This window comes from Streptomyces sp. GL_140 (assembly GCF_057834465.1).
Map to the genome: position 1 here is coordinate 6,434,827 of NZ_CM174404.1, position 23,450 is coordinate 6,458,276.

22 protein-coding genes, 1 pseudogene and 1 riboswitch are annotated in these 23,450 nt (G+C 70.3%); of the genes and pseudogenes, 18 read left to right on the top strand and 5 right to left on the bottom strand.

From position 1 onward, the window contains the following. Positions 1-35: 35 nt before the first annotated feature. Positions 36-195: riboswitch (cyclic di-AMP (ydaO/yuaA leader) on the top strand. A gap of 12 nt (positions 196-207) precedes the next feature. Further along, positions 208-999: a M23 family metallopeptidase gene (locus tag AC3IYJ_RS30210; RefSeq protein ID WP_489397678.1), complete on the top strand. Its 792-nt coding sequence runs from the start codon at positions 208-210 to the stop codon at positions 997-999. A gap of 191 nt (positions 1,000-1,190) precedes the next feature. Beyond that, the gene (locus AC3IYJ_RS30215; RefSeq protein ID WP_489397679.1) at positions 1,191-1,856 is read left to right on the top strand and encodes a GntR family transcriptional regulator; all 666 of its coding nucleotides are present in this window, start codon (positions 1,191-1,193) and stop codon (positions 1,854-1,856) included. A gap of 209 nt (positions 1,857-2,065) precedes the next feature. On the opposite strand, the gene AC3IYJ_RS30220 is transcribed toward AC3IYJ_RS30215, so the two are convergent. Next, entirely contained in the window at positions 2,066-2,347 is a 282-nt protein-coding gene (locus AC3IYJ_RS30220; protein ID WP_250746483.1) for an HPr family phosphocarrier protein, read from the bottom strand. Positions 2,348-2,531: 184 nt separating this feature from the next. On the opposite strand from AC3IYJ_RS30220, the gene AC3IYJ_RS30225 reads away from it, so the two are divergent. From AC3IYJ_RS30225 to AC3IYJ_RS30240, 4 genes are all read left to right on the top strand, one after another. After that, positions 2,532-5,369, top strand: a complete 2,838-nt coding sequence (locus AC3IYJ_RS30225; protein ID WP_489397680.1) for a bifunctional acetate--CoA ligase family protein/GNAT family N-acetyltransferase — start codon at positions 2,532-2,534, stop codon at positions 5,367-5,369. Positions 5,370-5,449: 80 nt separating this feature from the next. Beyond that, a complete protein-coding gene (locus tag AC3IYJ_RS30230) occupies positions 5,450-6,046 on the top strand; it encodes a DUF5998 family protein (RefSeq protein WP_330298991.1) in 597 nt (198 codons plus the stop codon). Next, positions 6,046-7,251 carry an alkaline phosphatase family protein gene (locus tag AC3IYJ_RS30235; RefSeq protein WP_489397681.1) on the top strand — a complete coding sequence of 402 codons (1,206 nt, stop codon included), beginning with the start codon at positions 6,046-6,048 and terminating at the stop codon, positions 7,249-7,251. The genes AC3IYJ_RS30230 and AC3IYJ_RS30235 overlap by 1 nt, the downstream gene beginning before the upstream one ends. A 52-nt stretch (positions 7,252-7,303) precedes the next feature. Next, a complete protein-coding gene (locus AC3IYJ_RS30240) occupies positions 7,304-7,954 on the top strand; it encodes a thymidine kinase (protein WP_489397682.1) in 651 nt (216 codons plus the stop codon). Between the two features lie 3 nt (positions 7,955-7,957). Here AC3IYJ_RS30240 and AC3IYJ_RS30245 read toward each other — a convergent pair whose 3' ends face one another. Together AC3IYJ_RS30245 and AC3IYJ_RS30250 are read right to left on the bottom strand one after the other, a co-directional pair. Continuing rightward, entirely contained in the window at positions 7,958-8,620 is a 663-nt protein-coding gene (locus AC3IYJ_RS30245; RefSeq protein ID WP_489397683.1) for a response regulator, read from the bottom strand. Beyond that, positions 8,620-9,825: a sensor histidine kinase gene (locus AC3IYJ_RS30250; RefSeq protein WP_489397684.1), complete on the bottom strand. Its 1,206-nt coding sequence runs from the start codon at positions 9,823-9,825 to the stop codon at positions 8,620-8,622. The genes AC3IYJ_RS30245 and AC3IYJ_RS30250 overlap by 1 nt, the downstream gene beginning before the upstream one ends. A 134-nt stretch (positions 9,826-9,959) precedes the next feature. Here AC3IYJ_RS30250 and AC3IYJ_RS30255 point away from each other — a divergent pair, with 134 nt between their 5' ends. The 6 genes from AC3IYJ_RS30255 (at position 9,960) to AC3IYJ_RS30280 (ending at position 18,793) form a co-directional block, all read left to right on the top strand. Further along, positions 9,960-10,691, top strand: a complete 732-nt coding sequence (locus tag AC3IYJ_RS30255) for an ABC transporter ATP-binding protein (protein ID WP_489397685.1) — start codon at positions 9,960-9,962, stop codon at positions 10,689-10,691. Next, complete coding sequence (locus AC3IYJ_RS30260; RefSeq protein ID WP_489397686.1) at positions 10,688-13,024, top strand: ABC transporter permease; 2,337 nt, start codon at positions 10,688-10,690, stop codon at positions 13,022-13,024. The genes AC3IYJ_RS30255 and AC3IYJ_RS30260 overlap by 4 nt, the downstream gene beginning before the upstream one ends. A gap of 130 nt (positions 13,025-13,154) precedes the next feature. Then, entirely contained in the window at positions 13,155-13,565 is a 411-nt protein-coding gene (locus AC3IYJ_RS30265; RefSeq protein ID WP_489397687.1) for an SseB family protein, read from the top strand. Continuing rightward, complete coding sequence (locus AC3IYJ_RS30270) at positions 13,565-13,972, top strand: hypothetical protein (RefSeq protein ID WP_489397688.1); 408 nt, start codon at positions 13,565-13,567, stop codon at positions 13,970-13,972. Before AC3IYJ_RS30265 ends, AC3IYJ_RS30270 begins: the two co-directional genes overlap by 1 nt. Before the next feature lie 7 nt (positions 13,973-13,979). After that, complete coding sequence (locus AC3IYJ_RS30275) at positions 13,980-14,132, top strand: hypothetical protein (protein WP_489397689.1); 153 nt, start codon at positions 13,980-13,982, stop codon at positions 14,130-14,132. Beyond that, complete coding sequence (locus tag AC3IYJ_RS30280) at positions 14,132-18,793, top strand: putative T7SS-secreted protein (RefSeq protein ID WP_489397690.1); 4,662 nt, start codon at positions 14,132-14,134, stop codon at positions 18,791-18,793. The genes AC3IYJ_RS30275 and AC3IYJ_RS30280 overlap by 1 nt, the downstream gene beginning before the upstream one ends. Positions 18,794-18,820: 27 nt before the next feature. Here AC3IYJ_RS30280 and AC3IYJ_RS30285 read toward each other — a convergent pair whose 3' ends face one another. After that, positions 18,821-19,468: a hypothetical protein gene (locus tag AC3IYJ_RS30285; protein ID WP_489397691.1), complete on the bottom strand. Its 648-nt coding sequence runs from the start codon at positions 19,466-19,468 to the stop codon at positions 18,821-18,823. 87 nt (positions 19,469-19,555) lie between these two features. On the opposite strand from AC3IYJ_RS30285, the pseudogene AC3IYJ_RS30290 reads away from it, so the two are divergent. Then, positions 19,556-19,780 (top strand): annotated as a pseudogene (locus AC3IYJ_RS30290) (hypothetical protein); the annotation flags it as partial. A gap of 100 nt (positions 19,781-19,880) precedes the next feature. Here AC3IYJ_RS30290 and AC3IYJ_RS30295 read toward each other — a convergent pair. Continuing rightward, positions 19,881-20,021: a protein kinase domain-containing protein gene (locus AC3IYJ_RS30295; protein ID WP_489402972.1), complete on the bottom strand. Its 141-nt coding sequence runs from the start codon at positions 20,019-20,021 to the stop codon at positions 19,881-19,883. Between the two features lie 90 nt (positions 20,022-20,111). On the opposite strand from AC3IYJ_RS30295, the gene AC3IYJ_RS30300 reads away from it, so the two are divergent. The 5 genes from AC3IYJ_RS30300 to AC3IYJ_RS30320 all read left to right on the top strand — a co-directional run bounded on the left by AC3IYJ_RS30300 (position 20,112) and on the right by AC3IYJ_RS30320 (position 23,422). Next, entirely contained in the window at positions 20,112-20,657 is a 546-nt protein-coding gene (locus tag AC3IYJ_RS30300) for an NUDIX domain-containing protein (RefSeq protein ID WP_489397692.1), read from the top strand. A gap of 195 nt (positions 20,658-20,852) precedes the next feature. Beyond that, positions 20,853-21,128 carry a hypothetical protein gene (locus AC3IYJ_RS30305; protein ID WP_489397693.1) on the top strand — a complete coding sequence of 92 codons (276 nt, stop codon included), beginning with the start codon at positions 20,853-20,855 and terminating at the stop codon, positions 21,126-21,128. Positions 21,129-21,627: 499 nt separating this feature from the next. Continuing rightward, positions 21,628-22,662, top strand: a complete 1,035-nt coding sequence (locus tag AC3IYJ_RS30310) for a LuxR C-terminal-related transcriptional regulator (RefSeq protein WP_489397694.1) — start codon at positions 21,628-21,630, stop codon at positions 22,660-22,662. A gap of 97 nt (positions 22,663-22,759) precedes the next feature. Continuing rightward, positions 22,760-23,068: a hypothetical protein gene (locus AC3IYJ_RS30315; RefSeq protein ID WP_489397695.1), complete on the top strand. Its 309-nt coding sequence runs from the start codon at positions 22,760-22,762 to the stop codon at positions 23,066-23,068. A gap of 189 nt (positions 23,069-23,257) precedes the next feature. Then, on the top strand, positions 23,258-23,422 hold the full coding sequence (locus tag AC3IYJ_RS30320) for a hypothetical protein (protein ID WP_489397696.1): 165 nt from the start codon (positions 23,258-23,260) through the stop codon (positions 23,420-23,422). Positions 23,423-23,450 lie beyond the last annotated feature (28 nt).

A 23,450-nucleotide genomic window follows, 5' to 3' on the forward strand; every position in this document is an offset into this window, starting at 1 on the left:
GTCCGTCAGTTGTAACCGCCGCGCCCCGCGGCACCGGACAGCGATCGCCGAGTCCCCGTCAGGCGCGAGCCTGGGGAGCCGGGGACCCACATGTGTCCCTGGGGTGAATCGGACCGCCTCGCGAGAGGTGGCCCGTAGGAGACCTTCCTGCTCCGAACCCGTCAGCTAACCCGGTAGGCGAGAGGGAAGGAAAGGATCAACCCCTTCATGGCCTTTGGCAGTCGTGCCGCCGGCAAGCACCGTGGTTCCAGCCGTCTGAGCCGCAAGACCGCCGGATATGCCGGCATAGCCGCCGTCGTCACCACCGGTGTCGTCGGCTCCCTGGCCGGCCCGGCGTTCGCCGCGGACAAGGCCCCCTCCGTCGAGGACACCGGCCTGAACACCATCGTGGTGGCCGACGAACTCGCCGGTGAGATCCAGGCCCAGGCCCACTCCCAGCAGCGGGCCGCCGAGGCCGCCGCCGCCAAGGCGCAGGCCGAGGCCGACGCCAAGCAGCGCGCCGCCGAGGCCAAGACGAAAGCCGAGGCCCGCGCCAAGGCCGAGCGCGAGGCCGCCGAGCGCGCGGCCCGCGAAGAGGAGCGCAAGCGCCTCAACACCTTCGTGGCCCCGATCTCGGACTCCTACGTCAGCACCCAGTACCACGCGGGTGGCGGCATGTGGTCCTCCGGCAGCCACACCGGCATCGACTTCCACGCCGCCTCCGGCACCGAGGTGCACGCGGTCGGCGCGGGCACCGTGGTCGAGGCGGGCTGGGGCGGCGCGTACGGCAACAACGTCGTCATCAAGCACGCCGACGGCACCTACACCCAGTACGGCCACATGTCCTCGCTGAGCGTCTCCGTCGGCCAGCAGGTCACCCCGGGCCAGCAGATCGGCCTGTCGGGCTCCACCGGCAACTCCAGCGGCCCGCACCTGCACTTCGAGGCCCGTACCGGCGCCGAATACGGCTCGGACATCGACCCGGTCGCGTACCTGCGCGCCCACGGCGTCAACGCCTGACGCAGGCAGCAGGCAGCGGCCCGCACGGCGCCGCGCCGCGTCACGCATCTTCCCGAAGGCCCCGGCTCTATCCGAGCCGGGGCCTTCGCGTTGTGTGAATGTTTCGTATTTCCGGCCGCCCTCGGAAATTATCGTGTGTTGCAATAGAGTTGCAGCGCGCACAGCCATACGAAAAAGGCGGAGGTCCGGTCTTGCGTATTCCCGCGCACACGGTATGCACAGCAATCCGCGACGACATCGTCTCCGGGGTGTTCGGGCCCGGCGGCCGACTGACCGAGGAGGTGCTGGCCCGCCGGTACGGAGTCTCGCGCGTCCCGGTGCGCGAGGCACTGCGCACGCTGGAGTCCGAGGGGTTCGTGACCACCCGCCGGCACGCGGGCGCCTGCGTGGCCGAACCCACCGAGCAGGAGGCGGCCGACCTCCTGGAGCTGCGGATGCTGCTGGAGCCCCTGGCGGCCGCACGGGCCGCCCGGCGCCGCGGCGAGGCCCACCTCAAGGTGTTGCGGGGGCTGGTCAGGCTGGGCCAGGAGAGGGCCAGGCGGGGGCAGGGGGAGGATCTGCGCTCGCTGGGCGGCTGGTTCCACGAGACGCTCGCCCAGGCATCGGGGAGCCCGGGGCTGATCACGCTGCTCACCCAGATGCGCCACAAGCTGGCCTGGATGTACGTGGTGGAGTCCCCGGTGCGGCCCGTGGAGTCCTGGGCGGAGCACGGCGCGATCGTGGACGCGGTGGCCCGGGGCGACGCCGAGCGGGCCCGGACGCTGACCGCGGCGCACGTGGACCGGGCGGCGGGGGCGTACCGGATCAGGGTGAGGACTTTGCAACCTGCCGTAAACATGGCAAGCGGCCGGCATTAACAAACGCCGTATACAAAGGTCGGATATCAGTACGGCGCCGGAGGGTATTTCAGGCCGCGCAATTCACGTGAATTCGCGCCCCGTGTGCCGCGCGCATTTTCGGCCCGGCCCGAATGTGGCGCGCCCCGGACGCAGCGAAGCCGTTGCCTCCGACGGTGGTCGGGGGCAACGGCTTCGCCGTGCACGTCTTGCGAGTCGAACCCGAAGGGTCAGACGGTCTCGGGGAGCTCCTCGAGACCCTCGGCGACCAGCTTCGCGAGGCGGTCCAGCGCGGCCTCGGCGCCATCGGCCTCGGACGACAGGACGATCTCCTCGCCGCCCTGGGCGCCCAGGCCCAGAACCGCCAGCATGGAGGCGGCGTTGACGGGGTCGCCGCCGGCCTTCGCGATGGTCACCGGGACGCCGGAAGCGGTCGTCGCACGGACGAAGATCGAGGCGGGACGAGCGTGCAGGCCCTCGGCCCAGCCGACGTTGACGCGGCGCTCTGCCATGGTGATGCCCTTCAGGTTCTTACGGTTGTCTAGACCAGTCTCTCACGACGTCCGGAATGGTCGGACCGACCTTCGGCCCGAAATCCCCGCCGTTCGACCTACTCCAGCTTGCACTGATTCGGGTCAGCTTGCCCGATGCGCCGCGCCCGGGCCAATCGAACCGTTCGAGCCTTAAGGTGGCCCCATGACCACCGAGTCGGACCCCTCGTACCCGGACCACTGGGAAGCCGACGTCGTCCTGCGTGACGGCGGAACCGCCCGGATCCGGCCCATCACCACGGACGACGCGGGCCGGCTGGTCAGCTTCTACGAGCAGGTCTCGGACGAGTCCAAGTACTACCGCTTCTTCGCCCCGTACCCCCGGCTCTCCGACCGTGACGTGCACCGGTTCACGCACCACGACTACGTGGACCGGGTCGGCCTCGCCGCGACGATCGGCGGAGAGTTCATCGGCACCGTCCGCTTCGACCGGATCGGCACCGACGGCCGCCCGGCCACCGGACCCTCCGACGAGGCCGAGGTGGCCTTCCTCGTCCAGGACGCCCATCAGGGCCGCGGGGTCGCCTCGGCGCTGCTCGAACACATCGGCGCCGTGGCGCGCGAGCGCGGCATCCGGCGCTTCGCCGCCGAGGTGCTGCCCGCCAACACCAAGATGATCAAGGTGTTCACGGACGTCGGCTACCAGCAGAAGCGCAGCTTCGAGGACGGCTCCGTCCACCTCACCCTCGACCTCGAACCCACCGCCGAGTCCCTCGCCGTGCAGCGCGCCCGCGAACAGCGCGCCGAGGCCCGGTCCGTGCAGCGGCTGCTCGCCCCAGGATCCGTGGCCGTGATCGGAGTCAGCCGGTCCGGCGGGGGAGTGGGCGCGGCCGCCCTGCGCAACCTGCGGGACAGCGGTTTCCACGGCCACCTCTACGCCGTCAACGAGGCGTGCGCCCCCGGCATCGCCAGCGGTCTGCTGGACGGCGTACGGGCCTACCGCACGGTCGGCGACATCGGAGCCCCCGTCGACCTCGCGGTGATCGCGGTCCCCGCCGACCGGGTCCCCGAGGCGGTGGCGGCCTGCGGTGAGCACGGGGTCCAGGGGCTGGTGGTGCTGTCCGCCGGATACGGCGAGAGCGGGGCCGAAGGCCTGGCCCGCCAGCGCGAACTGGTGCGGCAGGTGCGCTCGTACGGGATGCGGCTGATCGGGCCGAACGCCTTCGGGGTGATCAACACCGCGCCCGAGGTGGGGCTGAACGCCTCGCTGGCCCCGGCCCCGGCCCCCGCGCGGGGACGGGTCGGCCTGTTCACGCAGTCCGGGGCGATCGGCATCGCGCTGCTCTCGGGACTGCTGCGGCGCGGGGAAGGGCTGTCCTCCTTCGTCTCCGCCGGAAACCGGGCGGACGTCTCGGGCAACGACATCCTCCAGTACTGGTACGACGACGAGGCGACCGACGTCGCACTGATGTACCTGGAGACCCTGGGCAACCCGAGGAAGTTCACCCGCCTCGCGCGGCGCACGGCCGCCGTCAAGCCGGTGGTCGTCGCCCTGGGCGGGCGCCACACCCCCGCCGGACACGTGGTCCCCGGCACCCGGCTGCCGGAGTCGACCGTGTCCGAGCTGCTGGGGCAGGCCGGCGTGATCCGTGTCGACACCGTCACCGAGCTCGTGGACGTCGGCCTGCTGCTGGCCTCGCAGCCGGTACCGGCCGGGCCGCGGGTGGCGATCCTCGGGAACTCCGAGTCGCTCGGGGTGCTCACCTACGACGCCTGCCTGACCCAGGGGCTGCGGCCGCTGGCGCCCCTGGACCTGACCACCGCCGCTTCGCCGGAGGACTTCCGCACGTCGGTCGCCGCGGCTCTGGCCTCGCCGGACAACGACGCGGTCGTCGTCACCGCGATTCCGTGGGTGAGCGAGCACACCCTGGCCGACGACCTGGCCGAGGCCCTGCGGGCGGCGGTCGCGGAGCACCCCGGCAAGCCGGTGGCGGTGGTCCACGTGGAGCTGGGCGCCCTGGCCGAAGCCCTCTCGGCGGCCACGGCCCCCGCGGGAACCTTCCCCCACCCCGCCCTTTCCCCCTACCGGGGCGCCGCCCCGGAGTCCGCGCCCCCCGCCCCGGCGGGGCCGCAGGGCGCGCAGGCCGCTCCGCAGGCGCCCGGCGGCGACGGGATCCGGATCCCCAGCTACCCCGCCGCCGAGCGGGCCGTCAGGGCCGTCGCCGAGGCCGTGCGCTACGGACAGTGGCGGCGGGCCACCGCCGAGGCCGGGCAGGTGCCCGAGTACGAGGACATCGACGAGAGCGGGACCGCCGCGCAGCTCTCCCGGCTGCTGGAGCACGTCGGGGACACGCAGGTGCTGCGGCTCCCGGACCCCGACGCCCGCGAGCTGCTCGCCCGCTACGGGATCCGGGTGCCGCCCACACTTCCCGCCCCCAGCGCCGACTCCGCCGCCCGCGCCGCCCAGGTCCTCGGCTACCCGGTGGCGCTCAAGACCACCGCCCCCCACCTGCGCCACCGCGCCGACCTGGGCGGCGTACGACTCGACCTCACCACCGAGGCCGACCTGCGCCGGGCCTACGGGGAGCTCACCGACGCGCTGGGCAAGCCGCAGGAACTGCTTCCCGTGGTCCAGGCCATGGTTCCCCGGGGCGTCGACACCGTCATCCGCTCCGTCATCGACCCGGCCGCCGGAGCCGTCCTCTCCTTCGGGCTCGCCGGAGTCCCCTCCGAACTGCTGGGCGACACCGCGCACCGGCTGGTCCCCGCCACCGACCGGGACGCGGCGGGCCTGATCCGCTCCATCCGCGCCGCCCCGCTCCTCTTCGGCTGGCGCGGCAGCGACCCCGTGGACATCCCGGCCCTGGAGGAGCTGCTCCTGCGCGTGTCCCGCCTCGTCGACGACCACCCGGAGGTGGTCGGGGTGGACCTGGAGCCCGTGGTCGTCGCCACGGACGGGCTCTGCGTCCTGAGCGCGACCGTCCGCGTCGCCCACCCGCCCGCCCGCGGGGACCTCGGGCCGCGGACGCTGCCCAGCTACTGAGCTCCGGACCGGCCAGTGCCGGCCACGGCGCTCGGTCCGGAGCGGCCGGGGTGCCCCGAACGGGCCTTAGGATGGACCTCATGGCGAAATCCGGTACGACGACCCAGGGGCTGCGCACGGCGATCGAGCGCAGCGGCTACTACCCGGCCCTCGTGGCCGAGGCCGTGGAGGCCGCGGTGGGCGGCGAGCCGATCTCCTCGTACCTGGTCCACCAGGAGACGACCTTCGACTCCAACGAGGTGCGCCGGCACGTCACCGTGCTGGTCCTGACCGGCAACCGGTTCATCGTGAGCCACACCGACGAGCAGGCCGCCGACGCCGGCTCCCCCTCGCCGTACGCGACCACCTCCACCGAGTCGGTGAAGCTGGCCACCATCTCCTCCGTGGTCCTCAGCCGCGTCGTGGCCAACCCCGAGTCCTACACCCCCGGCACCCTGCCCCGCGAGGTCGTCCTGACCATCGGCTGGGGCGCGGTCTCGCGCATCGACCTGGAGCCCGCCGCCTGCGGCGACCAGAACTGCGACGCCGACCACGGGTACACCGGCAACTCCACCGCCGACGACCTCAGCCTGCGCGTCAGCGAGGCCGGCGACGGCCCCGAGGCGGTCCGCCAGACCCTGCTCTTCGCCCAGGCACTCTCCGAGGCCACGGCAGCCACGTCCAACCCCGCCCGCTGATGGCGTACACCGCGGCGCAGAGCTGGCAGGACGAGCCGGAACTGCTGGACCTGGCCGGCGCCCCCGTCCCGGAGTACGGCTCCGGCTCCCTCGCCGACCTGCTGCCCACCCTCGTCGCGGGCCAGGGCGTACCGGGCTTCGAGGCCTCGATCCCCGAGCTGACCCCGGCCGACCGGAACTGCGTGTTCCTGGTCGACGGCATGGGCTGGGAGCAGATCAAGGCCCACCCGGAGTGGGCCCCGTACCTCACCTCCCTCCTCGGCAGCTCGCGCGGCGGCACCGGCCGGCCGATCACCGCGGGTTTCCCGGCGACCACCGCCACCTCGCTCGCCTCCGTCGGCACCGGCCTGCCCCCGGCCCGCCACGGCCTGCCCGGCTACGCCGTGCGCAACCCGGCCACCGGCGAACTGATGAACCAGCTCCGCTGGTACCCGTGGACCTCGCCCAAGCCCTGGCAGCCGTACCCGACGGTCTTCCAGCAGGCGGACGCCGCCGGGGTGGCCACCGCACAGGTGTCCTCGCCGGCCTTCCAGACCACCCCGCTGACCAAGATCGCGCTGAGCGGCGGCACCTTCCTCGGCCGGATGACCGGCGAGGAGCGCATGGACCTGGCCGCCGAGCGCCTCGGGGCCGGCGACCGCTCGCTCGTGTACACGTACTACAGCGAGCTCGACGGGGCCGGCCACCGGCACGGAGTCGACTCCGACGCCTGGCGCGGCCAGCTGATGTACGTGGACCGCCTGGTCCAGCGCCTCGCGGAGCAACTCCCGCCCCGCACCGCGCTGTACGTGACCGCCGACCACGGCATGGTGGACGTCCCCTTCGACGAGGACTCCCGCATCGACTACGACGACGACTGGGAACTCGGCGCCGGCGTGGCCCTGCTGGGCGGCGAGGGCCGGGCCCGGCACGTGTACGCCGTACCGGGCGCCGAGGCCGACGTCCTGACCGTGTGGCGCGAGGTGCTCGGCGACCGGTTCTGGGTCGCGAGCCGCGAGGAAGCCCTGGAGTTGGGCTGGTTCGGCGCGCGGGGCGAATGCGACGAGCGGGTCCTGGGCCGGATCGGCGACGTGGTCGCGGCCGCCCAGGCCGATGTCGCGATCACGGCCTCGCGCAGCGAGCCCAACGAGTCGGCGCTCACCGGAATGCACGGTTCCATGACCGCTGCCGAGCAGCTCGTCCCGCTGCTCGAAATCCGCTCCTGACGACTCCCCTCCCCGCCGTTCCCCCTCCCTGACCCGAAAGGTCCTGCTCCCCATGCCCGAGCTGGTGTTCTTCTCCGGAACGATGGACTGCGGAAAGAGCACACTGGCTCTCCAGATCGCCCACAACCGCGACGCGCGGGGACTCCAGGGCGTGATCTTCACCCGTGACGACCGCGCGGGGGAGGGCAAGCTCTCATCCCGCCTCGGCCTGGTGACGGAGGCCGTCGAGGCGCCGGAGGGCATGGACCTGTACGCGTACCTGGTCGCCCAGCTCTCCAAGGGTGGCAAGGCGGACTACGTGATCGTGGACGAGGCCCAGTTCCTGGCCCCTGCCCAGATTGACCAGTTGGCGCGCATCGTGGACGACCTCGGCCTCGACGTGTTCGCCTTCGGCATCACCACGGACTTCCGTACGAAGCTCTTCCCCGGCTCCCAGCGCCTGATCGAGCTGGCGGACCGGCTGGAACAGCTCCAGGTGGAGGCCCTGTGCTGGTGCGGCGCCCGCGCCACCCACAACGCCCGGACGATAGACGGTGAGATGGTCGTCGAGGGCGAGCAGGTCGTCGTCGGCGACGTGAACCGCCCGGCCGGGGAGATCGGCTACGAGGTCCTCTGCCGCCGGCATCACCGCCGACGGATGACGAGCGCCGCCGCCCACGCGAGCGCCCTCTCCCCGGACGTCCTCCCCGTCAACCACGCCTGAGCGCTATCCCGCCGGTGTCACCAGGCCGTGCTCGTAGGCGATGATGACGAGGTGGACGCGGTCGCGGGCGTCGAGTTTGGACAGCAGGCGCGTCACGTATGCCTTGACGGTCGCGCCGCTGATGAACATCGCCTCGGCGATCTCGGCGTTCGACATGCCCCGGCCGATCAGCGTCAGTACCTCGAGCTCGCGGCCGGTGATCCCCCGGATCTCCTTAGCCGGCTGTGTGGCGGCCTGCTGCGGGCGGCCGGCGAACTCTTCGATCAGGCGGCGCGTCACCTTCGGAGCGATCAGCGCGTCCCCGGCGGCCACGACCCGTACGGCCGTGATGATGTCGTCCAGTGCCATGTCCTTGACGAGGAATCCCGAAGCTCCGGCTCGCAAGGAGTCGTAGACGTTGTCGTCGTCGTCGAACGTCGTCAGGACGATGACGTGCGGGGCGCCGACGTCCTTCGTGATCATCCGGGTGGCCTCGATGCCGTCCATGCCGGGCATGCGGATGTCCATGACGACGACGTCGGGATTCAGATCCCGGACCATCTGTACGGCCTCGGCGCCGTTCCCGGCTTCTCCGACGACCTCGATGTCCGGGATGTCGGCGATCACCATGCCCAGCCCGGTACGGATCAGCGGCTGGTCGTCGGAGAGCACGACGCGGATCGGCATCAGACCTCCATCGGGATGGGGAGACGGGCGGTCACTCGGTAGCCGCCCTCGGGTCGCGGACCGGCGGTGAAGTCGCCGTGCAGCAGCTTCACCCGGTCACGCATCCCGGCGATACCGTAGCCGGTGCCTTCGCCTCTGCCGTTCCCGGATCCGCTGTCGACGATCACGACGGACAGGTCGGTCGGTTGGAAGATCACTGAGACGCGGCACTGCTGTGTTCTGGAGTGCTTCACCACGTTGGTGACGGACTCCTGGATGATGCGGAACGCGGACAGGTCGACCTCCGGCGGCAGCGGACGCCGCTCGCCGCGCCACTCGACGTCCACGCGGACGCCGGCGTTCTTCACGTTCTCCACGAGTGTGTCGACGTCCTCGAGCCCGGCGATCGGCTTCTCTCCGTCACCGGACGCGGCGTCGTGGAGCGCGCCGAGCATGCGCCGCAGTCCGGCGAGCGTCTCCCGGCTGGTGTCCTCGATGGCGCCGAGGGCCTTGCGCGCCCCCTCCGGCTGCGTATCGATGACGCGCCTGGCGGCCCCGGCCTGGAACGCTACGACGCCGATGCTGTGCGCGACCATGTCATGCAGTTCGCGGGCGATCCGCAGCCGCTCGGCCGTCACCGCCTGCTCCGCCACCCGGGTGCGCATCTCCTCGGCGTGTACGCGTTCGCGGTGCCGGGAGTTACCGACCACCCACGCGACGGCGATCATCATCAGGACGACGGCCTCGACCGAGGTGCCGACGGCAAGTCCCAGCGCCAGGCGCACACCGATGTAGCCGAAGAGTCCGACGAGTACCAGCCCGGCGGCACGCAGCGAGGTCCGCCGCGGCTCGGTGGCTGCGACGAAACAGAAGGCGACACACACCGGCAGGTACTGCTCGGGTGCGATGTTGACCGTGTGGAAGGGGCCATTGGTCAGGAGCAGCGCGCTGACCACCAGCATCGTCATCGACGCCAGCGGTCTGCGGGTCAGCAGCCGGCAGGCGACGTACAGCAGGACCGCCGCGATCAGCAGGGCCGCCTGCTCCCGGGGGAGCATCGAGAACGGGGCGGCGCGTGGCGTCTTCTCGTACACCAGCCCCCAGGACTCTCCAGGCCAGCGGATCTGGACGATGAAGGAGTACAGCGTGGACACGCACCAGGCGAGCGCCGTCCACGCGCCGGGTGTCACGCGCTGGACCAGCGTCGGAGGCGGTGTCGTGGGCATGGCGCGATCGTAGCTCTGTGATCATGCCGGGGGTATCGGACCGTGGGTGTACGCCCCAGGTCGGTAACCGAGCGGTCGACATGTGGACGACGCTCCGATGCCGCCGGACCAGAGTGATCGGCACTGTTCCCCTCATGACGAACACTGGCGGTTACGAGGAGCGGGAACTCGTTGTCCGACTCACGGACGTACGGAAGGACTTCGGGGACTACGCGGCCCTGGACGACGTCTCGCTGGAGATCGGCGCGGGGGAATCGGTGGCCGTGATGGGGCCGTCCGGCTCCGGGAAGTCGACCCTGCTGAACATGGTGTCCGGGCTCGACCGGCCGACTGCCGGATCGGTCGTCGTCGGCGGGGAGGACTTGGTCAAGCTCGACGAGAAGGGCCTGGCGCTGTTCCGGCGTCGCCGGATCGGCATGATCTTCCAGTTCTTCAACCTGCTGGACGACCTGCCGGCTTTGGACAACATCGCCCTGGCCGGACAACTGGTCGGGCTGAAGGCGTCGGCCGCCCGCAAGCGCGCCTTGGAGCTCATGGGCGAACTCTCCATCGCCGACCGGAAGGACATCTATCCCGCCTCGCTGTCGGGCGGCGAGCGGCAGCGGGTCGCCACGGCGCGGGCCTTGATGAACCAGCCGTCGCTGCTGCTGGCCGACGAGCCGACCGGCGCCCTGGACAGCCGGTCCGGCGACCAGGTGATGCAACTGCTCACGGACCTGAACCAGCTCGGCCAGACCCTCCTGATCGTCACGCACGACCCGCGGCTCGCCACCCAGTGCGCGCGTCGGGTCATCGAGGTTGCAGACGGGCGCATCGCCCGGGACAGCTCGGTGAACGGCGCAGTGGTCGGGGAGGTCACCCGATGAGCGCCGTGTGGCGGGCCTCCCGCGCAGCGGTGAAGCGGCGCAGGTTCCAGACATTCGTCCTCGGCGTCGTCGTCATGGTCTCCAGTGCCATGGCCGTCGCGACCCTGGCCCTGCTGGCGGCCGTGTCGGGCCCCTTCGACACGGCCTACGACGCCGCGAACGGTGCGCACGTCGTCGCCGAGTTCGACGGCTCGAAGGCGACTGCCGCCCAGATCGTCCAGGCGGCGACCGCCCCCGACGTGGAGGCCGTCGCGGGCCCCTACCCGCAGGCCGTCCTCCACTCGCCCGCGCAGACCGGCGACCATCCGATCGGGCTGTCGGGTGCCCTCACCGTCGTCGGCCGCGACCGGCCGGACACCGCAGTCGACACGCTCAAGCTCAGCGCCGGCCGCTGGGTGACCGGTCCCGGGGAGATCGTCCTGAACGAGCCGTCGTTCATCGGTCCGGATCAGATCAAGTCCGAGCACGAGGTCGTCACCCCGGACGGTGTGCGTCTCAAGGTCGTCGGTTACGCGAACTCGGCCGGCCAGTCCGCGGGGGGCTGGGTCACGCAGGACCAGGCCCAGGCCCTGCAATCCGCTTCGCCCTCGCTCCAGATGATGTACCGCTTCAAGCACGCCGGATCCGACTCGGCGCTGACGGCCGGCATGACCGCTGCCACGAAGGGACTGCCGTCCGACGCCCTGACGGGCACCAGCTCGTACCTGACCATCAAGGCGAACCTCGCCAAGGGCCCGAACACCTACGTGCCGTTCCTGACGGTCTTCGGCATTCTCGGCCTGATCGTCTCGGTCCTGATCGTGGGCAACGTCGTCAGCGGCGCGGTCGTCTCGGGCTTCCGGCACATCGGAGTCCTCAAGGCCATGGGATTCACGCCGAACCAGGTGACCGCTGTCTACCTCGTCATGGTCACGTTCCCGGCGATGGTCGGCTGCGTGCTCGGCTCGGTGCTCGGCGGCCTCCTCGGCAAGAAGCTGGTGAACCAGGCCTTCTGGGGCCTCTTCGGCAACGACCTCGTCATGGACAAGGCGACCGTCCCGACGTGGGTCTATCCGGTGGTGCTGATCGGGATGCCGGTGCTCGTCGCGCTGTCCGCGCTCATTCCGGCGATGCGAGCCCGCCGCCTACCCGCCGCCGTTGCCATCAGCGCGGGCAGCGTCCAGCAGACCGGATACGGTCTGGCGGTCCAGCGGAAGCTGGGCCGATCGCGCCTGCCGCGCCCGGTGAGCCTGGGCTTGGGCTGGCCGTTCGCCCGGCCGGGTCGCACGGCCCTGACACTGTCGACCGTCGTGCTCGGCGTCATGACGGTGACCATGGCTCTCGGTATCTCGGCCTCGGTCGTCAAGTTCGGGCAGATGCAGCAGCAGACCGACAAGATCCAGGTGCGCGTCGACGTCAACGACCCCAAGTGGAAGACTCCTGGCCCGACGCACTCCGACGAGCAGCTCTTCGCGGTGCTGCGCTCGCTGCCCGGGGCCGAGCATGTGTCCGCGCACGCCCCGCTGCAGACCCGCATGGCGGGCTGGTCGGGAACCCTCCGGGTGGGTGTCGAGAGCGGCGACACGACGGAGCTGCACCCGGATCTCGCCCGGGGACGCTGGATCGAGGGACCGAACGAGGTGGTGGTCTCGTCGGAGTTCTGGCACCAGCACGAGGTGTCCCTCGGCGACACGATCACGCTGGACACGAGCGAGGGACCCCAGCCGCAGAAGATCGTCGGCGAGAGCGTCGGTGGATGGGACGTGACGACCCTCGACTGGAGTCGGTTCGTCCGGCTCAGCCCGGCCCAGCGAGCCCAGGGCTTCTCCGTCCAGCTCGCGAAGGGCACCGACCCGCAGGCCTACGCCGAGGCGGTCGCGCGTACGGACCCGGGGCTGAACGCGGTTGTGAACGGAGCCACCGACAGCCTTGAGAAGGTCATCATCAGCGTGGTGTCGACTCTCACCGTGCTGCTGATCATCGTCTCGAGCCTTGGCGTGTTCAACACGGTGGTCCTCAACACCCGCGAGCGCCGCAAGGACCTGGGGATGCTCAAGTCGATCGGCATGACGCCGCGCCAGGTGATCGCCATGGTGGTGACGTCCATGGCGATGCTCGGAGCGGTCGGTGGGTTCATCGGCGCCCCGCTCGGGATGCTCGTGCACCGGATCATCATCCCGATGACCGGGCACGGCACCGGGCTCGATCTGCCGGACTCCCTGCTGCAGGTGTGGAATTGGCCGACGGCGCTACTCCTGGCCTTCTCGGGCTCCGTGATCGCCGCGCTGGGGGCCTACCTCCCGGCCCGTGGTGCGGCGAAGGCCCCGGTGGCGGAGGTGCTGCGGACGGAGTAGCAGAGCATCAGACCAGCCGGTCCGTGCCCAGCACGCCTGACAGGGCCCCCGGTGGGCCCGAGGGAACCGGTGGGGCCCCCGATAGCGTGTTCCTTCAGGACGTTGACCGGCGCTGAAGGGGATGCAGCTCATGGAACTGACCGCAGAGATCGCGGCGATACGGGGCGGGTCGGGTGATTCCGGTCGCCTGGTGGGGGAGTTCCGGCGGGCCGTCCTGCTGGTTCCGCTCGCGGACGGCCCCGAGGGTGGTCTGATGTCGGCGGTGTCGGGGGGCATCCGGTGGGTGTACGCGTTCACGGACGAGGCTGCGTTGGCGCGGTTCGTGGCGGCGCGTGGTGAGGCGGACGCCGGTCGGGAGTGGGAGTACCTGTCGGTGCTGGGTGCGCGCCTGGTGGATGCGGTGGTTCCGATGGCGGGCGGTCCGGCGGGTGTGGTCGTGAACGTGGCGGACGAGGACGGGTCGATGTTCTTCCCGCCGGTGGTGGGGATCGTTCCCGAGGGCAGTGCCGTGGATCTGACGGCGGACGGGGAGGCGGCCTGATGGCAGGGGACGGGGATCTCGAGGTTTCGCCGGCGGCGGTCAAGAACATCCAGGACGGTCTGCGGGCGGCGATCGGGGAGTTGCGGGAGTCGGGGGATGCGGCCGGGGCTTCGATGGGTGCGGGGTTCGAGAGCCTGTCGATGACGGGTATGGAGGCCGGGCACGCGGGTCTGGCGACCGATTTCGAGGACTTCTGCGAGCGCTGGGAGTGGGGGGTGCGCAGTCTGGTGCAGAACGCGAGCACGCTGGCCCAGTCGTTGGGGATCGCGGCGGGCACGGTGTGGGAGGAGGAGCAGTACCTCCAGGGCTCGTTCAAGGTGGTTGTGAACGCTGCCGCGTTCGGCAATCCGCACGCGAGTGAGGACGAGATCGAGCAGAAGTCGTGGGGGGGACATTTTTTCCGCTGACACCTACATGCCCGATTACAGCTCGGAGTCCTTCGAGAAGAGCGGCGAGGACATCAGGAAGACCTGGTCGGACACGGGGGAGAAGCTGACGTCCAGCGGGAAGATCGGCTCGTTGAAGGATCTGCTGGAGCAGGCGAAGCGTGACGGGGGCGGTCGCTGATGGGCTGGCGGGATTTCGTACCGGACGTCATCGAGGACGGCGTCGAGAAGGGTGCGGAGAAGGTCGGCGACGCGATCGAGTGGGCCGGTGACAAGACGGCCGACCTCGCCGAGGACGTGGGTCTGGACGATGCGGGCGACTGGATCCGTGACAAGAGCCGTTCTGCCGCCAACCAGCTCGGCGCGGACGTGGCGGAGTTGGAGCTGGGGCAGACCGAGGATCCGAACAGGCTGGTCTACGGCAGTGTGTCGAAGATCCGTGCGCAGGTGTCCCACCTGAACGACTTCAAGGCCTCGTTCGACAAGGTCGGCAACGGTCTGAAGGGGATGGGGGAGCCGGACGGGCTGAAGGGCAAGGCGGCGGACTCGTTCCGGGAGGCGGTGGCGAAGGAGCCTCCGCTCTGGTTCAAGGCGGCCGAGGCGTTCGGGAAGGCCGCGGACGCGATGGGCCGGTTCGCGGAGACGGTGGAGTGGGCGCAGAACCAGGCGAAGGAGGCGTTGGAGGAGTACAACAATGCCAAGAAGGTCTCCACCGACGCCCGCAACGCGCACAACAAGCTGGTCAGCGCCTACAACGATGCGCTGAAGGCGAAGAAGGACACTCTGCCGCCCCGTCCCTCGGAGCACTTCACCGACCCGGGGACCGGGCTGGCGACGGCGGCGCAGGACAAGCTGGACACGGCCCGCAAGCAGCGCAACGACGTCGCGGAGACGGTCCGTACGGCGGTGCGTGCGGCGCGGGACGCGGCCCCGCCGAAGCCCTCGTACGCGAAGCAACTCGGCGACGGCATGGACTACATGGACCTCGCCAAGACCCACCTCGCGGGCGGTGTCCTCAAGGGCACGGCCGGTCTGGTGAACTTCGCCCGCGCGCTGAACCCGGTGGACCCCTACAACCTGACGCACCCCGCCGAGTACGTGACGAACCTGAACTCGACGGCCGCGGGTCTGGTCACCATGGCCAACGACCCGCTGGGCGCGGGCAAGCAGATGCTCGACGAGTTCATGAAGGACCCCTCCGAGGGCCTCGGCAAGATGATCCCGGAGGCGGTCGGTTCCAAGGGCCTGGGGTCGTTGAAGAAGATCGGCTCCGCTGCCAAACACCTCGACGATCTGAAGGGGCCCGCCCGCAAGGGCCTGGACGAGGACGGCCCGCACCAGCGGGAGAAGCCGGACTGCGAGAAGCGGTGCGACGGTACCGACCCGGTGGACCTGGCGACCGGCCGGATGTTCCTGCCGCAGACCGACATCGTCCTGCCGGGGACCCTGCCCCTGGTCTTCACCCGCCGCGCCGAGTCCGGGTACACGGCCGGCCGCTGGTTCGGCCCGAGCTGGTCCTCGACCGTCGACGAACACCTGGAGATCGACCCCGAGGGTGTCGTCCTGGTCACCGCCGACGGTCTGGTCGTCCCGTACCCGCATCCCGCCCCCGGCGTCCCGGTGTTCGCGATCAGCGGTCCCCGATGGTCGCTGGACCGCACTCCGGAGGGTGATTACGCCGTCACCGACCCGGCCCTGGGCCGTACCCGGTTCTTCACCGCTCCCGCTCCCGCTTCCGCCGAGGACGACGGTGACGGACATGCGGTCATCGACCGCATCGAGGACCGCAACGGCAACACGATCACCTTCGAGTACGACGCCGAGGGCACCCCGTTGGGCATCGCCCACAGCGGCGGCTACCACCTGCGCTTCGAGACCGCCGAAGGCCGTGTCACCGCCCTCCACCTGACCGGCGGCCCGCGTGTCCTCGCGTACGGCTACACCGACGGAAACCTCACCGAAGTCGTCAACTCCTCGGGCCGGCCGCTGCGCCTCGCCTACGACGAGCGGCGCCGCGTCACCTCCTGGACCGACACCAACGACCGCCGCTTCACCTACGCGTACGACGACCGGGACCGGTGCATCGCCGAAGGCGGCGCCGACGGGCAGCTGGCCCTCACCCTCACCTACGACACGGTCGACCCGGGGACGGGGCTGCGCGTCACCAAGACCACCACGGGTGAGGGCCACATCCGTCGGTATCTGATCGACGACGCCCACCGTGTGGTCGCATCGATCGACGCGCTCGGCGCGGTCGCGCGCCACGCGTACGACCGGCGCGGCCTGCCGGTCATGGAGACGGACGCACTGGGCCACACCACCCGACGCTCCTACGACGAGCGCGGTCTGCTCACGGCCCTGGAGCGGCCGGACGGGCGAGTGGGCAGGATGGAGTACAACGACCTCGGTCTCCCGACGCGGGTGGTGAACCCCGACGGCCGGGTGTTCCACCAGACCTACGACGAGCGGGGCAATCGCACGTCGATGACCTCGCCGACCGGCTCGACGACCGTGCTGGAGCACGACGAACGGGGCTCTCTGGTTGCGCAGACGAACCCGCTGGGGGCCGTCGTCCGCATCGACTCCGATGCCGCGGGCCTGCCGTACCGGGTGACGGACCCGCTCGGTGCGGTCACCCGCTTCGAACGGGACGCCTTCGGCCGGGTCGTGCGCTTCACCGACCCGCTGGGCGCGGTCACCCGAATGGAATGGACGGTGGAAGGGAAGCCGTCCCGCCGGATCGCCCCGGACGGCACGGAGCAGTCCTGGACGTACGACGGCGAGGGCAACTGCCTGACCCACACGGATGCGGCAGGTGGAACGACGGCGTACGAGTACACCGACTTCGACCTGATGTCGGCACGCACCACCCAGGACGGGGCGCGGTACGAGTTCACCTACGACGCCGAACTGCGCCCGGTGCGCGTAACCGCCCCGCACGGTGCCGAGTGGACCTACGTCTACGACGCCGCGGGCCGGCTGGTGTCGGAAACGGACTTCGACGGCCGGACAGTCGACTCCGTCCACGACGCTTCCGGGCAGCTCTCGTCCCGGACGAACGGCCCCGGCCAAGTGGTGGCCTTCGAGCGCAACGCGCTGGGGCAGGTGATCCGCAAGGAGACCCCGGACGGTGTCACGACGTACGAGTACGACGTCTTCGACGAGCTGGCCGCGGCGACCACCCCCGACGGTTCCACGCTGGTCAGGCTGCGGGACCGGCACGGCCGGCTGCTCTCGGAGACGGTCGACGGCCGGACGCTCTCGTACGCCTACGACGAGCTCGGCAGACGTGTGGGACGGACCACCCCCACAGGGGCGCGGAGCCTGTGGACGTTCACCTCTGACGGCCGGCGCGGTGAGCTGACCACGTCCGGGCGGACCGTCGCCTTCGGGCGCGACGCGGCGGGCCGCGAGGTGAGCCGTACAGTCGGCCGGGCCCTGACCGTGGCTCAGCGGTTCGACGCCCGGGGGCGGGTGACCGGGCAGCACGTGACCGGCGCGGACGGCACCGTCCTGCAACGCCGCGAGTACGGCTACCGGGACGACGGGTTCCTGACGGGGATCGAGGACGCCCTGAACGGTGACCGGTCCTTCACGCTCGACGCGCTCGGGCGGGTCACGGCCGTGGATGCGGACGGCTGGTCGGAGCGTTACGGCTACGACGGGACGGGCAACCAGTCCGCTGCCTTCTGGCCGGACGGACATCCCGGAGAAGAGGCGCGCGGCGCACGCGAGTACACGGGGACCCGGATCACCCGGGCGGGCCGAGTGCGCTACGAGCACGACGAGCGGGGCCGGGTGGTCCTCCAGCAGCGGACCAGGCTGTCCCGCAAGCCGGACACCTGGCGCTACGAGTGGGACGCCGAGGACCGGCTCGCGGCCGTGGTGACCCCGGACGGCACGCACTGGCGCTACCGGTACGACGCACTGGGTCGCCGCACGGCCAAACAGCGCCTCGCGCCGGCCGGGTTGGTGCCCGGGGTCGTGGAGGAAACCCTCTTCACGTGGGACGGAACGACGCTGTGCGAACAGACCGCGATCGCCGACGGCCCCGGCGCTCCGGCGGTGATCCTCACCTGGAACCACGACGGCCACCACCCGCTCACCCAGACGGAACGCGTCGCGGACGCCTCGCAGGAGGTGGTGGACGAGCGGTTCTTCGCGATCGTCACCGATCTGATCGGTACCCCGAAGGAGCTGGTCGGGGAGGACGGGAAGATCGCCTGGCGCAGCCGCTCGACGGTTTGGGGCGCCACCACGTGGAACCGCGACGCGACGGCGTACACGCCGCTGCGTTTCCCGGGTCAGTACTTCGATGCGGAATCAGGGCTTCACCACAACTACTTCCGCACGTACGACCCGGAAACGGCCCGCTATTTCTCCCCAGACCCGCTGGGCCTGCGGCCGGCGCCGAATCCGGTCGCCTACGTCGGCAATCCGTTCACCTTCGTCGACCTGCTGGGCCTGGCACCGGATCCCGGGTGCGAAGAACTCGACGCCGACATCAAGAAGGCACGGGACGGCTGGACCAGCCCGGCCGGTCTGCGTCAGCACTACGACGACCACGCCCGGGACCTCAACATCTACGACGAGGACGACTACGCGCTGGAGGCGGACAGGTTCACGAACGGCCCGAGGGAGGAAGGCGTCCGGGAGAAGGACAGCATCCTGAAGAACAAGATCTACCGGTGGGACCCGTCGACGAATGAGTTCAGCGTCAGGGACCGCACGACCGGGAAGATCATCTCGTACTTCGACAGCTCCCTTCAGATCGATGGAAACTCGACGAAGGCGAACGCGAGGAAGTACTGGGACAAACAGCCGGGAGACGAGCTCTACTGACGGCCGCCGCATCATCCGCCGGTCTCATCATCCGCCGGGTCCGTCGGGAGAGCTGCCGAGCGGTGTGAACGTGAACGACTCCGGGAGGAGGTTCCCGCCGACCCGGGCGGCGAGCACAGCCGGCTGCGCCCGCCCGGAGTCGTAGTCGTTCCAGAGGTGCAGGACGAGCAGGGGGTCCTCCGGTGCCGCGGTGGCGTAGACGAGCGCCTTGCTGACCCGGGGGTTCGGGCCGCCGATGACGACGGACGGTTCGCCGAACTCGGCGGTGACGTCCGGCCAGTCCCGGTCCACGACGCACCAGCCGGGCAGCGCGTCGCGCATCGCCTCGTACTCGGAGTTCGACATGAGGCGGTCTGCGGCGAGCCAGCCCCGGCGGTGGGCGAACTCGGCGTAGACGGAGGCGGTGTGGGTGTCGCGGGCCTCGTCCCGCGGAAGCAGCTTTCGAAAGGCGCCCTGGACTCCGTCCGCGTACCACGCGCCTGCCTCGGTGAGGCGGGACTGCTCCTCCTGCCAGGCTCCGGCGTTCAGCTCGGCCACGAGCAGGTGGTCCATCAGGAACCAGATGGCGGTGTCGAGGTCGCCGTAGGCCGCCGGGCGGCGCAGGACGCTGTTGAGCTGATCGATGAGGTGGGCGCGTATGTCGATGGAGGAGGCAAGGCGCGGGGTACTCGGCATAGTGATGAGTGTGCACGGTCGTCAGGACGGGTGCACCGTGGGCTTGCGCCTACGGGGGAGCCGTGGCGTCGGCCCAGGTCAGAGCGATTGCCGAGCCGCTCTCGCGGCGTGTCGGCACCCTACGTGGCGAGGGGTCTGCAGGGTGTGATCCTCACTCGTGACGGCCGTGCGGGGGAGGGCAAGCTGTCTTCCCGGCTCGGTCTGGTGACGGAGGCGGTCGAGGCGCCGGAGGGCATGGACCTGTACGCGTACCTGGTCGCCCAGCTCTCGAAGGGCGGCAAGGCGGACTACGTGATCGTGGACGAGGCCCAACCTGTTTCTTTCCTTCAGGAGCGGGATGCTGGCGGGGCCAGCATGTACTGCGGTGCACCGATGGTGAAGCTGGCGCCGGTCAGGGCAGCGCCGTCGCTCGCTACCGCCCGGACGATCCGAAATCGGCGACCTTCGCGGTGCCGTCCTCGGAGAGCAGGACGTTCGCGGGCTTGATGCCCCTGTGCACCATCCCGCGCGCGTTGCTGGCCTCCAGCGCCGCCAGCATCTGGTCCGCGCGCATGTCCGCCACGGTGATGCTGGAGGGGCGGTCTCGGCTCGCAGCGGTCGGCCTGCGCGGCAACGCTACTAGGCTCGTGGCATGGATGATCCAATGCCGACAGGCAACGATGCCCGGCCCCTCGAGGGCGGGTCTGCGGGAGCCGCTTCGGTACGGCTCCTGCCCGCTGTTGTGGCCAAGGCGAGGGTGCTGTTCACCGACCTCCGGGGGCGAATCCTGCTGGTGCGGCTCCAGCCGTGGCACAGCGGTATGCACTGGGGTCTGCCGGGCGGAACCGTGGAGGCCGGGACGGAGGCTCCGCGGCAGGCGGCTGTGCGTGAGATTGCGGAGGAGACCGGGCTGTCGTGCGTGCCGGGACGGCTGCTCGCCCTGGACTGGGTGAACCGGAGCGACGGCCAACAGCCACGGATCGTCCACGTCTTCGACGGCGGACTGCTGGAGGACGATCGGCTGGAGGGCATAAGGCTGGACGAGACGGAACTGGCGGAGTGGCAGATGTGCACCCCGGGGGAGGCAGAGGCATTGCTGTCGGAGGCGACCTGGGGACAGTTGGCGGCAGCGCTCGCGGTGCTGTCGCACGAGGGCGGCCCGGCGGAGCTCGTGGACGGCGTGGCTGCTGCCCCCTTCCTGCAACCGTGACCGCAGCTGTGACCGGAGCTCCCGGGTCCTGATCTCGGGAACCGCCTCGGTCTCGAAGAGGTTGCCGCGGCGTAGCGCACCGTCGGGGTCGGCCCGTGCCCGCTCCCGGCCGGGAAGGCTCAGCCCGGTGAACCTCCCGTACGGTGCCTGCGTCTTCTCGCTCGTCTGTCCCTACACGCGCAGGAGAAAAGGCCGTTGACCGAACAGGACATTGAGCGGACCGACGAACGGGCCGACGAACGGGCCGACGAACGGACCCATGGCCCGGGGCTCTGGTGGGCGGGCCTCGGGACGTGGGGGGCCATCGGACTGGTCGTCTTCGGGGTTCTCTGGGCAGTGTGGGTCTTCCTCCGGCTTCCCGGCGCCCCGGAGAACCCGGCGACCGGCTACTACCAGGCCGCCAAGGTCCTCGCCTTCGGCCTGGTACTCGCAGGCAGCTCACTGCTGAGCCGTCGCCGCAGTGCCCGGTGAGCAGCGCCGGACGGCGCGACTTACCGAAACCCGCACGACCTCGCAGATTGCTGGGCGAACTCGCAGAACCTGCCGACAACGACGTGCCGGGTAGCCGTGCGCGTCCTCGTGTCCTCGTGTCCCCGTGCGGAGAGTCGGTCGGGGAAGTCGCTGGGAGTGATGCCCATGCGGCCGGCCGCGGTGTTGAGGAGATGGCGAGAACCCGTAGTCCGGCAGGCAGGCCCAGGGGACTTGTCCACCGTGGGGTCGGTCAGCGGGACCGTACGCGGATCGCCCCGGAGTTCTGCCCGTATCGGCAGGCTGACCACCGTGAGCATCCCCCGGCCCCGGCCCCGACCGCCGCGACGGTCAGCCCTGTCGCCGGGGCGCTCCCCCCGACTCGTGTTGCACCTTCGACATGGCCAATTCATTACCCATGGCCGTCTACCATCTGCACCGAGGGTGATGGGGACGGGGAAACGGTACGCAGCGCGACGGGTACCGGGAGGGTGGAGTACCGATGGCTACCTCAGCGTCTGGTGACGAGGCTTCGCGAGAGCCCGGGCGGGCGCACTTGGCCGAACTGCTGGGTGTGAACGACCGGCTCCTGGACGTCTACGCGAGCGTGGTGCGCCGCCAGGGGCGGGGCATCAGCGAGATCGCCGAGCATCTGGAGATGACCGAGGCTCATGTGCGCGGCTGCCTGGACGAGCTCGCGGAGCTTTCGATGCTCTACCCGGCCACGCACGCGACCACTCCGGTCGCGCTGAACCCGGAGGTCGGTCTGGGGGCGCTGCTGAACCGTCGGGACACCGAGATCCAGCGCCAGCAGGCCCAGCTCGCCGCGGCCCGCACCGCGGTCGCCGAACTCGCCGCCGTCTATTCCACCCACCACGGGTACTGGGGCAACCGCAGCCTCGAGCAGCTCGACGACCTCGCTACGGTGCGAGCGAGGCTGATCGAGCTCGCCGAGCAGGCTCAGTACGAGTTGCTCTCCTTCATGCCGGGCGGTGCACAGAGCAGGGAAGCGCTGGAAGCCAGCCGGCCCCTGGACGAGAAGAGCCTGTCGGCCGGGGTCAGGATCCAGACCCTGTACCTCGACAGTGTTCGCAACGACCGGGCCACCACGGAGTACGCCCGCTGGCTGGCCGGACTCGGCGGCGAGATCCGCACGATCCCTTCCCTGCCGGTCCGCATGCTCGTCGTGGACAGGTCCGTGGCCGTGCTGCCCACGGATCCGGAGAACAGCGGGGCCGGAGCCGTCGTGGTGAAGGCTCCCGGTGTGCTGGCGGCTCTTGTGTACACATTCGAGGCGGCTTGGGCGCAGGGGCAGGCCCTGGATGGTGCCCGGCCCTCGGGGCCGGGCGAGGTGACGGCCCAGGAGCTGGAACTGCTGAAGCTGCTGGAGCTGGGAAGCACGGACGAGGTGGCTGCCCGCAAGCTCGGCGTCTCCTTGCGGACGGTGCGCAGGATGATGGCGGACATCATGGGGCGGTTGGGCGCCCGCAGCCGGTTCGAAGCCGGACTGCTGGCGGTCAGGGCGGGCTGGATGTAGGGCGCGGCCGTCACCGTGTGGCATTCCCCTGCCATGGCAGGGAGCGGCCGAGGTCCATCTGCTCGCCCCGGGCCCAGCGGTGCCACCATGTGCTCCCATGTACGCGATCCATATCCGGCAGATCCTGCCGCTGCCCGGCCGACTCGACATCAACGACGTCGGTATGGAATTGTCCAAGGCCCGGGACAGTATTCTGGAGCATATCTACGCGCCTAGATCGAATGAATATGGACATAGCGGAGTGGTCTACGTCACTGGGTCGTCCGCAAAAGCCGCAGGTACGGCAGTGCTGGCCGCAGTCCGGAAAGTGCTCACAGGTAGCCGAATGCGGGCTGATTTGGTGACTTCTACCGATCCCCGGTCCATAGGCCTGTGTGACGGGATGATCCGGGTGGCGTCCTTCTAGGTTTCTTGAGATGGCACCATGTGGCCTGGGCAGCTTGTGGCCAGCGCAACGTCTGGAACCCGGCTCGAGTGGTGTGCCACCTTGGCGATGTGACCAGCGGATGAATTTCTCGGAGAACACGATTCCCGGGAGTTTTTTGGCTCGTCGACACATCCACGTCGAGCGTGTACAGATCTCAAGAGGATTTCCATGTCGAAGCGCTTTCTGACCCACCTCATCTGCTGCGCGGCAGCGCTGGGCGCCGCACTGCTCGCCGCGCCGGCTGAGCGGTCCACCGATCACGGGGTCAGCGCGGAGGGGTCGTCCGCCGTAGTCGTGGCCGAAGCCGTGCCGTACAGCTGGGGCTGGGACTAGGCACCCGACCCCGCCTGACCACCTCGGC

Excerpts from the sequence above, each read along its gene's own strand:
- AC3IYJ_RS30235 (WP_489397681.1), top strand. The coding sequence starts at position 6,046 with ATGGCGTACACCGCGGCGCAGAGCTGGCAGGACGAGCCGGAACTGCTG.
- AC3IYJ_RS30310 (WP_489397694.1), top strand. The coding sequence starts at position 21,628 with ATGGCTACCTCAGCGTCTGGTGACGAGGCTTCGCGAGAGCCCGGGCGG.
- AC3IYJ_RS30240 (WP_489397682.1), top strand. The coding sequence starts at position 7,304 with ATGCCCGAGCTGGTGTTCTTCTCCGGAACGATGGACTGCGGAAAGAGC.
- AC3IYJ_RS30285 (WP_489397691.1), bottom strand. The coding sequence starts at position 19,468 with ATGCCGAGTACCCCGCGCCTTGCCTCCTCCATCGACATACGCGCCCAC.
- AC3IYJ_RS30230 (WP_330298991.1), top strand. The coding sequence starts at position 5,450 with ATGGCGAAATCCGGTACGACGACCCAGGGGCTGCGCACGGCGATCGAG.
- AC3IYJ_RS30275 (WP_489397689.1), top strand. The coding sequence starts at position 13,980 with ATGCCCGATTACAGCTCGGAGTCCTTCGAGAAGAGCGGCGAGGACATC.
- AC3IYJ_RS30300 (WP_489397692.1), top strand. The coding sequence starts at position 20,112 with ATGCCGACAGGCAACGATGCCCGGCCCCTCGAGGGCGGGTCTGCGGGA.
- AC3IYJ_RS30265 (WP_489397687.1), top strand. The coding sequence starts at position 13,155 with ATGGAACTGACCGCAGAGATCGCGGCGATACGGGGCGGGTCGGGTGAT.
- AC3IYJ_RS30320 (WP_489397696.1), top strand. The coding sequence starts at position 23,258 with ATGTCGAAGCGCTTTCTGACCCACCTCATCTGCTGCGCGGCAGCGCTG.
- AC3IYJ_RS30270 (WP_489397688.1), top strand. The coding sequence starts at position 13,565 with ATGGCAGGGGACGGGGATCTCGAGGTTTCGCCGGCGGCGGTCAAGAAC.
- AC3IYJ_RS30250 (WP_489397684.1), bottom strand. The coding sequence starts at position 9,825 with ATGCCCACGACACCGCCTCCGACGCTGGTCCAGCGCGTGACACCCGGC.
- AC3IYJ_RS30225 (WP_489397680.1), top strand. The coding sequence starts at position 2,532 with ATGACCACCGAGTCGGACCCCTCGTACCCGGACCACTGGGAAGCCGAC.
- AC3IYJ_RS30295 (WP_489402972.1), bottom strand. The coding sequence starts at position 20,021 with ATGCGCGCGGACCAGATGCTGGCGGCGCTGGAGGCCAGCAACGCGCGC.
- AC3IYJ_RS30210 (WP_489397678.1), top strand. The coding sequence starts at position 208 with ATGGCCTTTGGCAGTCGTGCCGCCGGCAAGCACCGTGGTTCCAGCCGT.
- AC3IYJ_RS30280 (WP_489397690.1), top strand. The coding sequence starts at position 14,132 with ATGGGCTGGCGGGATTTCGTACCGGACGTCATCGAGGACGGCGTCGAG.
- AC3IYJ_RS30255 (WP_489397685.1), top strand. The coding sequence starts at position 9,960 with ATGACGAACACTGGCGGTTACGAGGAGCGGGAACTCGTTGTCCGACTC.
- AC3IYJ_RS30220 (WP_250746483.1), bottom strand. The coding sequence starts at position 2,347 with ATGGCAGAGCGCCGCGTCAACGTCGGCTGGGCCGAGGGCCTGCACGCT.
- AC3IYJ_RS30315 (WP_489397695.1), top strand. The coding sequence starts at position 22,760 with ATGTACGCGATCCATATCCGGCAGATCCTGCCGCTGCCCGGCCGACTC.
- AC3IYJ_RS30260 (WP_489397686.1), top strand. The coding sequence starts at position 10,688 with ATGAGCGCCGTGTGGCGGGCCTCCCGCGCAGCGGTGAAGCGGCGCAGG.
- AC3IYJ_RS30245 (WP_489397683.1), bottom strand. The coding sequence starts at position 8,620 with ATGCCGATCCGCGTCGTGCTCTCCGACGACCAGCCGCTGATCCGTACC.